The 13848-nt window shown below is 47.9% G+C and carries 13 protein-coding genes; all 13 read right to left on the bottom strand.

Annotation, left to right across the window (positions count from 1 at the left end; genetic code table 11):
• Window positions 1-21: 21 nt before the first annotated feature.
• The 13 genes from Q0499_RS08480 to Q0499_RS08540 are packed head-to-tail and all read right to left on the bottom strand — an operon-like array spanning window position 22 to window position 13708.
• Complete coding sequence (locus Q0499_RS08480; RefSeq protein WP_299198234.1) at window positions 22-462, bottom strand: hypothetical protein; 441 nt, start codon at window positions 460-462, stop codon at window positions 22-24.
• A 53-nt stretch (window positions 463-515) separates the two neighbouring features.
• Window positions 516-1241, bottom strand: coding sequence for a hypothetical protein (locus Q0499_RS08485; protein WP_299198236.1), 726 nt, complete (start codon window positions 1239-1241; stop codon window positions 516-518).
• Window positions 1242-1298: 57 nt separating this feature from the next.
• Window positions 1299-2024, bottom strand: coding sequence for an AAA family ATPase (locus Q0499_RS08490; RefSeq protein ID WP_299198238.1), 726 nt, complete (start codon window positions 2022-2024; stop codon window positions 1299-1301).
• Between the two features lie 12 nt (window positions 2025-2036).
• Window positions 2037-4193: a primase C-terminal domain-containing protein gene (locus tag Q0499_RS08495; protein ID WP_299198241.1), complete on the bottom strand. Its 2157-nt coding sequence runs from the start codon at window positions 4191-4193 to the stop codon at window positions 2037-2039.
• 26 nt (window positions 4194-4219) lie between these two features.
• Window positions 4220-5251: a hypothetical protein gene (locus tag Q0499_RS08500; RefSeq protein ID WP_299198243.1), complete on the bottom strand. Its 1032-nt coding sequence runs from the start codon at window positions 5249-5251 to the stop codon at window positions 4220-4222.
• A gap of 9 nt (window positions 5252-5260) precedes the next feature.
• Complete coding sequence (locus Q0499_RS08505; protein WP_299198245.1) at window positions 5261-5581, bottom strand: hypothetical protein; 321 nt, start codon at window positions 5579-5581, stop codon at window positions 5261-5263.
• Window positions 5574-8231, bottom strand: a complete 2658-nt coding sequence (locus tag Q0499_RS08510) for a DNA polymerase (RefSeq protein ID WP_299198247.1) — start codon at window positions 8229-8231, stop codon at window positions 5574-5576. Before Q0499_RS08510 ends, Q0499_RS08505 begins: the two co-directional genes overlap by 8 nt.
• Window positions 8231-8797 (bottom strand): hypothetical protein, encoded by a 567-nt coding sequence (locus Q0499_RS08515; RefSeq protein WP_299198249.1) that lies wholly within the window; start codon window positions 8795-8797, stop codon window positions 8231-8233. Before Q0499_RS08515 ends, Q0499_RS08510 begins: the two co-directional genes overlap by 1 nt.
• Window positions 8794-10152 carry an AAA family ATPase gene (locus tag Q0499_RS08520; protein ID WP_299198251.1) on the bottom strand — a complete coding sequence of 453 codons (1359 nt, stop codon included), beginning with the start codon at window positions 10150-10152 and terminating at the stop codon, window positions 8794-8796. The genes Q0499_RS08515 and Q0499_RS08520 overlap by 4 nt, the downstream gene beginning before the upstream one ends.
• On the bottom strand, window positions 10152-11345 hold the full coding sequence (locus Q0499_RS08525) for a VWA-like domain-containing protein (protein WP_299198254.1): 1194 nt from the start codon (window positions 11343-11345) through the stop codon (window positions 10152-10154). The genes Q0499_RS08520 and Q0499_RS08525 overlap by 1 nt, the downstream gene beginning before the upstream one ends.
• 7 nt (window positions 11346-11352) lie before the next feature.
• Entirely contained in the window at window positions 11353-12396 is a 1044-nt protein-coding gene (locus tag Q0499_RS08530) for a hypothetical protein (RefSeq protein ID WP_299198256.1), read from the bottom strand.
• Between the two features lie 20 nt (window positions 12397-12416).
• Window positions 12417-12803 carry a hypothetical protein gene (locus Q0499_RS08535; protein ID WP_299198258.1) on the bottom strand — a complete coding sequence of 129 codons (387 nt, stop codon included), beginning with the start codon at window positions 12801-12803 and terminating at the stop codon, window positions 12417-12419.
• An 11-nt stretch (window positions 12804-12814) separates the two neighbouring features.
• Window positions 12815-13708 carry a hypothetical protein gene (locus Q0499_RS08540; protein ID WP_299198260.1) on the bottom strand — a complete coding sequence of 298 codons (894 nt, stop codon included), beginning with the start codon at window positions 13706-13708 and terminating at the stop codon, window positions 12815-12817.
• Window positions 13709-13848 lie beyond the last annotated feature (140 nt).

Here is a 13848-nt window from a genome sequence, read left to right on the forward strand (position 1 = left end):
TGGGTTTCCTTGGATTGCGGATTAATGTTGGGTTATAACAACTTCCATCCTCGGATTGGCCTTGTCAATGTTTTCTGCATTACAAGACAATGATCTGATATTATCTAAATCATCATCAGTGAGTTTCCCCAGCTCGACCAATGCGTCAGAGAAGTATTTGTCGATAATCGCCACAGCGTTCATGAGATCGCGTGTCTGGCGATTTGGAGGGTACAGAGTGTAGTGCAGGTGAACGACGCCCCACAGGGCTGTCAGGTCCGGCAGAGCCAATATTTGAGGCTTCACGGCTTCTTTGAATTTCTTCTTCGTGGAATCGGCCGTCTGATAGTGCCAGTTCCGGTAGTTATTCATCGTCAACCAGTGTTTCTTGGTTGGCTTTGTCACTTTACCAGATTTCAGAGTTCGGGTGGTTCCTCCCGTATACAGGGGGAGAACCAAACGGTAATAATGGGGAACAGGCATCGGGGCCTCCTTTACATCTCAAGAGGCCCCTAGCCCCACTGTTCGCGCTCGATTTAGTTCGCGAACAGCGATTTCCCACCACCCCCTGCGGCACCGCCGGCAGCTTTCGCTGGTCCGGATCCAGCCACTGGTTTCGACCGATCTCGGATCTCTCCGGTGTTCTTTTCGGCCCAGAGGGTGATGAACATGTCTTCTTCGGCGATATCACCGCCGCGCTTCAGCTCAGGCACCGTCTTGCGGGTGTCTTTGTGGAAGAACTTGTCGAATTCGTTAAAGTCACGGGTTTCTGCGATATTAACGTAATCACCGGCAGAGTTCTTTTCCTGCTTGTTTTCGCGAACCATCAGGACGCCGGCTAAAAGTGGCTTCGTCAGAATGGACGTCACGACAGGGAGAGCTTTTTCGACTTCGCCTTTGGCCTCGTAATCATAGACCTTGATGACTTTTTCTTCGACAGTCTGTTCAGAGAACGGATGTCCAGTCGTCACAAGACAAAGGTCGTTGATCGTCTCATAGCCTGGCAGCATGAACTTCTTGCCGTCTTTCGTGTACGTCGGCTTGCCTTCGCGGTTGGTGAACCAAACACGTTCACGGACTTCTTTGCCGTCGACTTCAAGGACGATATTCATGCACTGAGCTTTTGAGCTCGATGCCGGCGTGATGTAGGCCATTTTGACAGTTGCGTCATAGACGCCAGAATTGACCAAATAACCTCCGCCACCAAGGCGGTCTTCCTGTTTAGCAACACCTTCGAGTTCTTTTTCCAAGTCCTGGAACATTTTATTTTACCTTTCGGGTTTCAACGTGACCTATGGCCACCAAAAAACAAAACTCAATTAAACGCCAAAATGTGCGTTCATATGTTCAATGAGCTTCGCAACGTCGTTGTCCATATAGATCTGGTTCCGCTGGAACAGACCGATAGGACCCCGGATTCGTTCACCAACCGTCTCTTTGGTGAGACGTGTTTGGAAAACGTGTTTGTAACCAACCATCTCGTCATCTTGAGTGATGTTCAAGAGTGCTGGATCCATACCTTCGAGTTTCTCGAGAGGGATTCGCTTGGTGGAGACCACTGTCGAGAAATAGGCTTCAATCCCCTGATTAGCGAGCTGGCCTTTGATAGGGACGTATGTCTTATCATTCAGCGCAGCGTCCTGCTCAGTGCGAGTATGTGCCAAAAATATCACATGCTTGCCGGCCTTGAGTGCTTTGGCGACAGACTGCTGCATCAGGTTCTTAAAGAACTGAGCATACTGCTGCCATGCATCACGGCCGTCTTTGGCTCCTACGATGTAGAGGCTTTCGAACATGTCCATCATGAAGGTGAGTGAATCAATGATGACGCCGTCGAATTGTGGAGCATCAACTACCTCGTCGATCGTAGAAGAAATCTCATACGGATCGGTCACGATAGCTGCGCGGAAGTTATGTGGAAACGGCAAGTCTTTACCAGACTCAGTATTCAAATAACCCCAGCGTTCCTGGTTCGGCAGATTCATCAGCGATGTGGATTTACCAGAAGCGGATTCGCCGCTGATAAGAATTAGCTGGCCTGGCATTTATCTTTCCTTTTATGGTTCGGTTTGTGTGGATTTCCGGGCAACCGTCTTTAAGACTGTCATCCGGAGCTCATTTTCAGAGAGCGGCGATTGTAGCTGATCATTAAAGTGAATGACCCGGGCCTCAATTGAAGGATAATCCAATCCCCCATCGAGAAGAGCCAGGGCATACTTGATCATCTGGTTGTTTCGGTTTCCTGGTTCCATGCGTTCAGCGAACCAACGTTCCAAAGCTCCAAGATCTTTGAGCTCAGTCATCTGATTGATGTGCTGCTCATTTTTCGAAGTCTTTGGAATGAAGCGTACCGGATCCAGCAAAACCCCACCCATATTGTAGTGGTGCTGCGCTCCAGGATTAGTCATCCATTTACGCTCTCGCTGGTTGGATCCTTCATCAGAATCAAATGGCAGCCATTCCATGATATTATTCACGAATTGGCGATAATCCTCTTTATTGAGGAATAGCTCATATTTCAGAGGCATCACGATCCGGAACCGGTCTTTGCCTTCTTCGCCGTGTCGCTTGGTCGTGTGCGTCATGAACATATAGTCCCGGAGCATCTCGTGAGCAAATGTGAGTGATGTCTCGCCATCGACATCGAGGACAACCATATTGAAACCTTCAATGACCTTGTCGCCGCGGCGATGACCTTCATGGAAACGGTGGTTACACCAATGATAATCTGCCGTTCCGGTAAGTCGCCACATCTGATCAAAAGGCTGAACTTCTATGGCATAGCCTGTGGCCATATCTTCGCTCACCGTAAAGAGCATCTGATCCGTATTGGTCTCATTGAGGCTTTCGCCGGTGAAGAACTCAATACCCTCGGCAAACGTCTTCTTGATGATGATGTTGTTTTTATATCCCCACGCTGTAGCGAGATCCATGATTTCCCGGCGTTGAGTGCTGCTGGTCTTATAATACGGAAGATTCTCCGTCAGATCAGCATGAGTCAACTCTCCGTTGAATGAAGCAATATATCGGGCCAGCTTCACGTATGGTGCCTCACGAGAGAGAAGCTTCTTGAAATCCTGGCCAGAGCTCTCAACCAGATGAATAGCCTGATAGAGATTATCTTCAGTCATTACCGGAGATTGATCCAGAAAGGCATATACGCCGGCAAGCTTCAGCGCCTTGAAGTATCGGTGACCTAGCTCAGTTTTTTGCAGATCTTGATACTCTTCCAGGGCATCAGCCTGCTCTTCACATAGGAACCGGTATTCCAGGAGCAGGATGCCGACATTGTCTGGTACCTCAATCTGGTATTCATGGTTCATCTCGCTGGCCAGCTGAGCAAACCCTCGAGATAGCACTGCAACATCGCTTTCCATTGCAGGGTCTGTCAGGGCTGCATAAACATCTGCAGCTGAGCGCTTCTTCATGGAGCGTTCCTGTTCGCCCCAGGCGAAGAGCATACGGCGTGCGTAGCCAGTTTGGAGAAACTCAAAGAAAGTGTCTTCTGTGGCCCCACCATCGAGCAGTTTAGATGGGGTGCCAAAGAGCAGCATATTAGCAGGTGTCGGTGCATCGAGGTCGATACCCCGAGAATTGTCGACAGTGTTTTTCGTCAGCTTTGCTTTGGTCTTGCCCTTATCATAGAGCTCAAGGAATGTGTTCATAATCTCTGCGCTCTGCAGAAGATTGGAACCAACCTCATCGATTTGGAGATTGATCCCGCCACATCCGGAGAGCATCAGCTTTTGACGAAGCTGCTTCACTGCCGGCACGGTGCCGCTATCAAATGTAAAAGGATACGGACCCGCCTGATCATACTCCCTCTGAAGAGAGGTTTCTTCTGTAGACGGATCCGTCCCCTTATAAGCAGCCCGCTTATTCGCGAGGCGTATTAGGTTTTTTTCTGCAAGACCCTGCATCGTTGTTTCGATGAAACGCTTCTTGAAGCCATGCATCAGCGTGTCTTCAATAATACCGACAGAATGACCCTTACCAAAGCCTGATGTGGCGAGAGCCAGGGCATACAGGTTTACCGGGATCTTACCGCGGTCTTTGGTGATAATCTCTGCCCTCATCGCAGCAGCCATCTTTGCAAGAAAGTAGGCGCACTCAACTCGAAAGAAGTTTCGATTATCGTTCTGGGTCTTCTTGGAAATAATATTGACCATACGTTCCAAGACAGGATGATCGGTCAGCGTATTGAAGTCACGCATCTCATAGGCCCTCAATGGTTGGTGGTTTAGTCGGTCTGATATTCCAGTCGTTGCGTACACAACGGTGCTGCATCGCAGTAGGAACATCTCCGGACTTCGCCAGGGAATGTTTTAATGACACCCACTCCGCCGGCTTTAGCTTTGTGCTGCATAGCCGCAGGGTAAGAATCAAAATTTTTGGTGGCCCGGCCGTTCTTTTGAGCGGTCTCGGGGTTCTTGTAATACTTGTGGACGTCAGGCTGCTTCCACAGCTCTTCTTCCTTACAGCGAGGCATGTCGCTTTCGTGCTTCATAGGCACAGTGGCGAGGATCTCGTCGATCTTCTTGATGATGAAACGTTCAGTTTCTTCGAGGCTCATCAATTGAACTGGCAGCTCGCTGACGGGGAATGGCGGATAGTTATCAATCCTAGAAGCCTCACCGCGCTTCCAATCTTTGAAGATGAAGTTGATAATTCCAACTTCGGAAGTGATCACTTCTGGATCCAACCAGCGATAAATACTCAGCTGGATAGCAAAGTCTGATTTCTCAGATTGATCCATTTTCATCCATTTGTAAGTCGAAGTGGTTTTGTTATCTTCAACCCGCCCAGCAAACACCTGGTCAAATTGCCCTGAGATCCAGACTTTGGTTCCGTTGGTCGCAGTGATCATCCGGAAACGGCGTTGCTCCAGATAGAGAGGTATTGCACTGGTGTTCTGCTTGAGAAATTCTTTTTCTGGGTTAATCACAAGATTGTCGATTATATGCTGTGCTGTACCGATTTTCCTGAGAATTTGATCTCGAGCATCTGAAAAGATTGCACTCTCGATTCCAGAGTGAATTGACTGACCCATCCGCGCAGCAACCAGGTCCTGGAGATCTATCGCATTGTCTTCTGGCGGTACACGGTGTCCAAGGACAAGAGCCTTAGTAGGCTTCAAAAGTGTCGTAGCTGAGACGATCGGATTGTCATCTTGAGGTGCATCAACCGGGTCGTGATCATATGTGTCATGGGCAAGCCATGCAGCCATCACGAGGCCCAGATTTGCTTGGTTCGTTAGCGGACGGTCAGTCATTAGGAGATCCTATTCGTTGGCGACAATCTTTGTCGGTTGGGTTCGGCCCATGTACTCTTTCGGCGACATAAGGCCCAGATAATAGATACCAAAAAAGAAGAAATTTGCCACCCATGAAGGGTCTAATTCATATTTTTCTTGGGCCTTCATCAGGGCTGCCTGGCGAAGCGTATCCATGGCGTCTGCGTCCATTCGCTTGCGGGCTGTTTCGGTCAAAACGTTGATTTTAACCGACATTGGATATGGCGCCACACCGGCATCTTCGTTGCCAGGGTGCACTGCTGCAATCTCAATTGCAGCCATCCAGAAATGTTTCTTGTCATCAGCCATTGGGGTATTCCTCTGCTATTTCTTGGCCTATTCGTTTGATGTCCATTGCGGACGCGGAGTTTGGTATGCTGTGCTCTTCAGCCCATGTCGGATAGAAGATTGAAGCTTCACCAGAAAGATGGACATCAGGGTGACTGATATCCGGGTGGTTTTGCCATTTCACTTCTTCAGAAAGTGTCCGATTAAACCACTCTACAATATATGGGTTGGCTTTAACCAAATAATATTGAGCATCGTGGATCTGACAACAGATTCGAATTTCAGCTCGAAAATAAGTTGATCGAACTTTCTTCATAAAGGCTGTGGCAGCACGATTGTTCAACAAGCCCCAGGACTGGCCAAGGGCATTGCCGGCAGTACGTGCTTCAGAAAGCGCTTGATAAGGCGTGTGACGCTTTGTATTGAGCGTCTGGCCCAGAAGAGGCGTTCTCACTCTTAAGCCAAAAGCGACAGTGATATAGCCGTTGTCTCTGGCCCCCTGGATCTTAAGATCGACCCAGTCATCTGAGTGCTTATAGAGCTGATGGTATTTCTGTTCGATATCCAAAGCCTGAGCTTTGTCGATGCCACACTGTGTAACCAGAGCATGGTGGGTACCACCATATGTTAGCGCGAACGTCGGCGCTTTTGAATCTTGTCTCTCCTGCGGATACTTAACAGCAATAGAATTGATGGAAGAAACAGAAGTAGGGTCAATGTCGGGCATGTTATCGCCAAAATAAGAATAAGCACGTAGACAATGACCATCATAACCATCGGTATAAACTTTCAGTTTGTTGGGATCTTTGGTCGTTAGTGCCGAGATTTTATCCTCGAGACTATCGAAGTCGAGACCCATGAAAAGATATCCAGGAGGCGCTTTCACACATCGTTTGATGTACTTAGCGAGTCTGGATCCAGAAGGGATATTCTGAAGGTTTGGATCCGAGGAGCTCAGTCTGCCTGAGACAGTACCACCCAAGTTAAAAGAACCATGAAGATAGTGCCATCCATCTGGGCCTTTCCGGGCATTTTTAAATGCCGGGATAAAGGTCGATAGGAGGATGCTCACGTCTTTATACTCGATAAGAGCATCGAGAAGTTCGAGCGTGGGTACATCATTCGTGTGGTTCTTCAGGTTTTTTAAGATAGCTCCTTTGGTAGATGGAGCGCCGCTGTCCGTTTTTCCAAGGACTGGGAATCCAAAAAAGGCTGGATCAAATAACAAGCCAGCCAACTGAGAATCGCTGCCAGGATTAAACTCGGCACTGGCGTCAGAAAGGGTAACCCTTTTCTTTTTGAGCCGAGCGTTCCACTTGGATATTTCCATTTGTCGAAGGTGGTGACGGTAATCTTGGACAACTTGGTTCCCCTGAATTGTAGCTTCTGCCTGGGCCTTGAGCTTCATCAGCTCAGCTTCGGATCCATGAACAGAAGGCATGTGAACAGGCAGCCCAGTGAGCTGCATATCGATAATGTCGATGAGAGATGGCCGGAAGATTTCTTTGTACACCGACATTTGATCATCAGCGATCATGATCGGCATGTTCTTTTCGTAGACGTACCAGGTACTTAGAGCATCCACCAAGTTGTATTCGAGGAGCTCTTGGACCGGGATTTTCGTGATGTCTTTAATTTCCTCAACAGCATAGTTGCCTGCAAATTCAACAGCTTGATCCTTAAGGCTAAGCTTATTTCCCGAAGTCGAATTCGTAGCCAGGTAACTGATGATTTTGGTATCATGGATCATATCCTCACAAGCCAGGGCATCGAAAATCTCTTCGTAATCGTGCGTGGTAGTGTCTTTAGATAGCTGGTGGATAAGTACGCTCAGGTCGTAACTGGCGTTGTGGAAGATCAGCCGGCGTTCTTTGCCTTTTTTGTGCGTTTCATAAAACCGAATGAAAAAATTAAGAAGAAGTCGACGTACATCTTGGTTTGGAAAATTTGGTGCCCAGTCAACCTGGAAAGCAATACCTTCATGTTTGTTCCAAGCGAATGCGATGCTGGCGATACCGGCATCATCAATATGCAAACTAAACCCTTCGATGTCACACGTCAGCCGCGACTTATTCACAAGAATGTATGTTAGCGCGTTTCGAATTTCATCGAGTGTTTGGGGGTAGTAGCATTTTTTGATGATGCCAGTTCCAGGATCCTTGTATTTACCCTGTCTATCCTCAGCCACAGATTTCATTGCTGTGGTAATAGATGCTTCGGTCTTCACTGGATCATAGAACGCCATTTTGTGGTTTGGGATAAACCCAACCCGCAAATGTTTAAGATGCTCGAAGTGGTCCTCATGAGGAGGTGTTAGAGAGCCCACTTCGAGCGCCGCTTTCGCGGAACCGGTAAAAGTCTTGTAGTAATCGGGATTAGCGATCAATACGTGTTTAATCTTGGTATGCTTGAGCTTCTCGAAAAGCTCGTTGAACCACTCACGGCGCTCAGCAACTGAGAGTGGTTTCTTTTTCTTCTTGGGGCCTGACAGGAGATAGGGCAGCTGAACAGCTGCAGTACGATCGAGAATGTGCTTTGCTGGCTCTCCTTGAGCGATCAAGCCTTTATCGAGATAGGTTTTCTTCATCTCTGCATAATCAAGTTCGTATGAGAGAATGAGGATTTCTACATCGTTGGGCTCAAAGTCATTTGAAAAGCCAATCCATCGCATCAGTACGCTGTCCGTCTAAAAAGGAACCGATTAATGGGATCATCGACACGGTTGTAGTGCGCGAAAAATGGAGCTTTCGCTTTATCTTCTGGGTGAAACTTTGAGTCTTCGTAGAAGGCTGCATCGTTTTTCTGACAGAAGAGATCCAATCGGCTCAGTGAATCTGAAAGTTGCATAAGGCCCCGCGGTGCGTTGGCACAGTATCGACTGGGATTGCCTTCAGCAAAGCGCTCAAGGGCTCCCAGGAAATGGGCGATATACGTTGTGTGTTGCTGAACCTCAACACGGTTCAAGCGAAGAAATTCTGCTTCTTCCTCGAGACTGGGATCGATGATTTCGATACCCTCTTTACCGTAGGCGCCGGCGACAACAAAAAGCTCAGACTTGTAATAGAAACCGTGCTCGGATCCTCCAAGTATCTGGTTCTTCTCAACAAGACGTTTAGTCTCTTGGCCAATGAGTTCTTGTTCTCGAGCCTCAAGCGAAGCTTGAATTTCAGTGAACACCAGCTTGGAGATGAGATCATCTTTCCAAGCTTGGATCAGTTCATCGTCTGTATGGCTCATGGAATATACAAACCCCTCTGATTTTGGTGAATGCCGCGGTCATAGACATAGATTCGTTTCCGCGCACGAGACGCACCAACATACAGCATACGCCGTAGCTGATTTACATCTCGAGACGTGAAAATATCATCCATGATCAGGATGACCGAATCATAAGTCGAGCCTTGGGCTTTATAGACCGTCGAGGCTTCACGGTTACGGAGATCGATCCACTCTTCCTGGAGTTTGTAGAACAGCTTCCAGTTCCGGAAATTCTTCGACTTATAGTGACGTCGAAGGGAATCCCATGCATCACGATCAGCTGGATATTTCACAGTGTACCGAGAAGTGAACGCAGAAGAGACTTCCAGCATATAGGCATCCAGGGAGTTATGATCATCGATCTGAACTTCCTCAGGGCCATAGATGCCGTGAATTTTGACCTGCTCTTCGACATTGAAAGATGCCTGGGCAGAGAGTGGGAAGTGGGAGTTACAAACCATTCGCTCACCCACAGTTGGATAATCAGGTAAACCACGAATACCGCGGATAAACTGGTTATAGCCAATCACTGCTTTGTTGGTGTAGCAAAGGATCCGGCAAGCCAGCTCAGGATCGTCTGCTTTCATGGTTCCATTGGGACCGTAAATGCCCTCGATGAGCAGCTTTAATTGATCGCCGTTGATGAAATCAATCTCACCAGGTGCTTGCTTCCATTTTGTAAGCTGGTCTTTTGGTCGCTCGAGAAGAATATCTTCTTTGAGGCCCTCACACAGTTTCTGCAGCGCCGGCGAACCAGCATTACGGACAGGCGTTGTAATCTCGTAATGGCGATTTCCAATATCAGCGAGAGCCACGGCAGGAGAAAGCTTCTCCATAACCGGCGGCAACTGGTTCTTGTCACCAACATAGATGATCTTACACGTTTCGTCGGTCGCTTCCTGAAGGATCATATAAAGATCTTTATCGATCATAGACGCTTCATCAATGAAGAGCATCACGTTCGAATGGATCTTATAGTTGTTGGTTCGCTTCAGGTAAGTCTGACCGGTCGAATAATCCGTCATAGGAACCACACCCAGGAATGAGTGGATTGTCTTAGCTTGCCGGCCAGTTTGCTCACCCAAAACTGCAGCAGCTTTGTTGGTAGTAGCTGTCAGCATCAATTCCATGGGTGTTCGCTGAAGCGACATGGATTGATTGTACGCATTGATTGTTGACGGCAGGAGGCTGACCAGTTCACGGGTCAGATAGGTTTTACCAACGCCAGGGGAACCAGTCAGGAAGAATTCCTTGTCTGGACCAATGATGTAAGTGGCAAGGGTATCTGCCGCTTTTTGTTGGTCAGCATTGAGTTGGGGAGTCGGTGTAGACATCAGTCTTCCTCGATATTGATGAGAGTGCCGTATGGCACTTCAGAATTTGGATTACCTGAGACCACCCAAATAAGAGGAGGACCTGGCGGTTCTTGTGGGATCCCCACATACAAGTCAGTGAAGACAACGATGGCATTGGGCATGTGCTCTTTAGCATGAGCCCAAACTTCATTCAGATTGGTTCCACCACGGCCGGTGACAACAATCTTCTCGAACTCATCGTCTTCTCCGAACTCGTAGAAATCCTGAAGCTTAGTATCAAAAGTGATTAGCACAAGCTTCTCCGGATTATAGGTATCTTTGATGTATTTCACTTCCGAGTTGAAGCGTTTGATTTCTGCATCTGAGATGGAACCAGAAACATCCAGGTAATAGTGGATCAGCTCCAAACCAGACCGCCCGACACGACCCGGTAGCATTGGATCGCTATATCGGCGGTTCGGTCGGCTATAAGAATATTCTACGGAGGAGAGGGCTTCAAAGAAATTGACTAGGATTTCTTGCCAAGGAAGCTTCGGCTTGAGGAAATCCTCAATCATCTGCTTCACTTCACCTGGCATATCACCGTGGTTTTTGGACATCTTAGAGGCGGTCGACGCATTGTGGACATTGCCAAATGCTTTTTTGGCGATCTGGTCAGGGGTCATATCTCCCTGCATCGATTCAGGACCATCTCCGGCCTCGAAGAAGTCACCATCCTGAGGATTGACGACCTCTACCTTGTTGTCCATCAGCCAGTCGTAGACTTGATCAGTGGTCCAGCCATCGAACTGGGAATCCATCAGATAAGGGAACCCATCCATATAATAGCCGCCAGACTTGAGCATATTGTTGATCACATAGTCTGCAGCGACATTCCAGATATAAGGATTTCGTTTTTCTCGACGTCCCATGTGCTGGAAAGCGATATGCCAAGCTTCGTGCGCAAGCACAGTGACTTTGCTGTCGCGATCCAGGGATTTAAAGAATTCGGGGTTCCAGACCATGAACACGCCATTTGTGGCGGCTGTTGGAATTGAACGATCCCATTTGAAAGAGATCGAGGCTACAAGAGGACCCAGGAAACCATTCCATTTCTTTTGGAAGAGCCGAACTTTTACAGCATCCAGCATACGATTGAGTTCAATCATATCATCTTCAGTTACTGGTTCGTCGGAGACATAGTCCTCAGGATTGAATGTAGGTTGGGTCATGAATCACCTATAAGCGGTTGGCTTTGGAGATGATCTTCATAGAGAATTTGCGGAATTCTTCGCTTTCGCGGTCCATATTAGGCAGACGTCGAAGAATGTGCCGGCAGAAGAGCATTTGGAATTCGCCGCCAAACTTTTGAATGTAAGGCAGCACGTTTTCAACGTCTTTCTTTTCGACTTCCGCACCGATCCAGGATATTACAGCGAACTTAGCTGTAGGCTCTGGAGGCGGAGTCAACGCTTCGTTGATTTTTGGATCAATAATGTGATCCCACTTGGGAAGATCATTATAGACCTCGCAGAATGAGATAAACTCCATTCCGGCGCCGGAACCAATGGTGCCGCAGATTCGCGGCTGGTGAGCCGAACGATCGACAGTGATATTATTCATGGTTCGATTGAGGAATTCCCAAGTCCGTGGACAAGCAAACGTATGGTCTTCGTGGTCGGGGTTGAAGTTCATCAGCATGTTATTGTCGAAATTAACAAAGGCGGAGATCCGATGATCGATATTGTGTTCAAGAGCCCACTCAGTCCACTCATCAACAGTGATCTGAAGCTGGTAATGAACAAGCCGCGACTGCAAAGCGGTCGACATCTTGTGGACCACCGCCTTATCCGTAATCAGGTTACCGCAAGCGATCATTCCGCAATTTGGATGCAGGTTGAATGAGCCAACCTGACGATCAAGAATGATTTTATACGCCGCGGCTTGAACGGCTTTATTGGCGGAGCTCAGCTCATCGAGGAGCAAAAGCCAGCCGTTCTTACCTTTCGGCAATGGCTCCCCTTCCAGAGGGAAGATGTTGAACGGCGTGAATACAGCCTTATCACCTTCCCGCATGGGATAGCCTTGCAAATCTTCTGGGGTACACTGGCTCAAACGAATATCGATCAGTTCGAGATTATGCTTTGCAGCAAATTTTTTCGCGGAATCAGACTTACCGATACCTGGCGACGAGCGGACATAGGGCACCAGTCCTTTGCTGATACAAACCTCATACTCCTCCTGGAGCTGAGTGTGTCCGATAAAGTTTTCCATTGCAGTCATTGGGAGATCTTTCTTGGTCCTTATCCGTAGACTTTTTCCTCAATTTGTTCATCGGAGAAACCAAGGTTTTTCCAATAAGCGATGCGGATATCATCTAAAGACATTTTCATGTGAGTGCCGAGTAATTGATTGGCAATTCGGCGAGTGCCTTGCAGAGCAGGCTGCGCTCCGTGACCGGTTGATGCGCCGGCACGGGTCAAGCTCCATCGCTCTTCTACAACAAGCAAGAACCAGTAATGATTGCGAGCGAGGCTGATACGATGGATCTTTGTTCGAGAAGACATCTCTTCAAAAGTCACATCGTATAGCTGCTCGATCGCATCAATGTGTTTCTGCTTACGTTGAGCGGGGTTTTTAGCGACGGTCTGGCCACAGCAAGGGCAAATATCTAAAGCTTTCGCTCTCATGGCCAGTACCCTTACTTCTTCGCTTTAGGACGTGTCATCTTGTGGATGAACTTGATGACCTGAGGCGCGTCACACGCGTCTTCTTTTTCGGTATCGAGTTCTCGAATCGACATCATTTGAGGGCCTTTGTTAGACACATAGGTCAGAAGAACATCGCCGACGAGATACTTACCCTTCTCGAGTTTGATGTGAGAAGAGGCGCCGCCAGTGAATTTCACACGAACAGTGTAGGGCATGACCTTCCGGACTTCCTTGAAGACTTTGAAGCCGTCATCAGTCTTGAGGACGACACCTTCTGCGTCTTCGCCGATCCAGGTGCCGATAGCGCCAGTTGCAACGTCTTTATAGAGTTGTGCCATTTTGGAATTTCCTTGTGTGAGTTTGAATTGTTTCTGGTAGGGAATGCGCAGATGCGCTCGATCTTTTGGCGGAACCATTCGATCATAGAGAAAACACCCGACCCCAGCATTGCGATATTTGGCGTTCGCTACCAGTCGAGCGTACACGCCGAACACTTTAGCGTACCAGGATTCTGGATCTTCTTCATAAAGACCGTCGTTCTGAACAATCATATAATCGCAGGTCATGAACGCAGAAATCCAGGCATTAGATTGGTATTGATGCCAGAGGATGTTTTGGATGTTTTTGAAGTAATAATTCGCAAAATTGCGACCTTCCATCCAAGCAGACTGAGCCCACCCATGGCCGTGATAGAATGGGTGATCACTGCGATTAGACAGATAACCTTCAACCCCACGCATGAAGAAATACTCATGGCAGTCTTCGCCGAGGGCTTGGTTGTATTCTATGATGTTTCGAATGTTTTTCGGCCATTCAGACGGGCTTAACATTTCGATCATGAGAAGTTCAGCAAAACGCTCGAGCTTAAGAAATTGGTGTGCCATTTGAGAGTTCCTTAATCTTTGTGAACGCCATCAATAAAGATAGCAAAGGGTCCGGTAATAATATGGACCGCAACGAAAGAGAGAGCGATTGCATACCGAGGATCTGAATCAGGATCTTCTTTACGAAACCTATCCATTAT

It is taken from the genome of uncultured Amphritea sp. (genome assembly GCF_937127095.1).
GTDB lineage: Bacteria > Pseudomonadota > Gammaproteobacteria > Pseudomonadales > Balneatricaceae > Amphritea.

Excerpts from the sequence above, each read along its gene's own strand:
- Q0499_RS08485 (WP_299198236.1), bottom strand. The coding sequence starts at position 1,241 with ATGTTCCAGGACTTGGAAAAAGAACTCGAAGGTGTTGCTAAACAGGAA.
- Q0499_RS08515 (WP_299198249.1), bottom strand. The coding sequence starts at position 8,797 with ATGAGCCATACAGACGATGAACTGATCCAAGCTTGGAAAGATGATCTC.
- Q0499_RS08520 (WP_299198251.1), bottom strand. The coding sequence starts at position 10,152 with ATGTCTACACCGACTCCCCAACTCAATGCTGACCAACAAAAAGCGGCA.
- Q0499_RS08540 (WP_299198260.1), bottom strand. The coding sequence starts at position 13,708 with ATGGCACACCAATTTCTTAAGCTCGAGCGTTTTGCTGAACTTCTCATG.
- Q0499_RS08505 (WP_299198245.1), bottom strand. The coding sequence starts at position 5,581 with ATGGCTGATGACAAGAAACATTTCTGGATGGCTGCAATTGAGATTGCA.
- Q0499_RS08510 (WP_299198247.1), bottom strand. The coding sequence starts at position 8,231 with ATGCGATGGATTGGCTTTTCAAATGACTTTGAGCCCAACGATGTAGAA.
- Q0499_RS08500 (WP_299198243.1), bottom strand. The coding sequence starts at position 5,251 with ATGACTGACCGTCCGCTAACGAACCAAGCAAATCTGGGCCTCGTGATG.
- Q0499_RS08490 (WP_299198238.1), bottom strand. The coding sequence starts at position 2,024 with ATGCCAGGCCAGCTAATTCTTATCAGCGGCGAATCCGCTTCTGGTAAA.
- Q0499_RS08495 (WP_299198241.1), bottom strand. The coding sequence starts at position 4,193 with ATGCGTGACTTCAATACGCTGACCGATCATCCTGTCTTGGAACGTATG.
- Q0499_RS08535 (WP_299198258.1), bottom strand. The coding sequence starts at position 12,803 with ATGAGAGCGAAAGCTTTAGATATTTGCCCTTGCTGTGGCCAGACCGTC.
- Q0499_RS08530 (WP_299198256.1), bottom strand. The coding sequence starts at position 12,396 with ATGACTGCAATGGAAAACTTTATCGGACACACTCAGCTCCAGGAGGAG.
- Q0499_RS08525 (WP_299198254.1), bottom strand. The coding sequence starts at position 11,345 with ATGACCCAACCTACATTCAATCCTGAGGACTATGTCTCCGACGAACCA.
- Q0499_RS08480 (WP_299198234.1), bottom strand. The coding sequence starts at position 462 with ATGCCTGTTCCCCATTATTACCGTTTGGTTCTCCCCCTGTATACGGGA.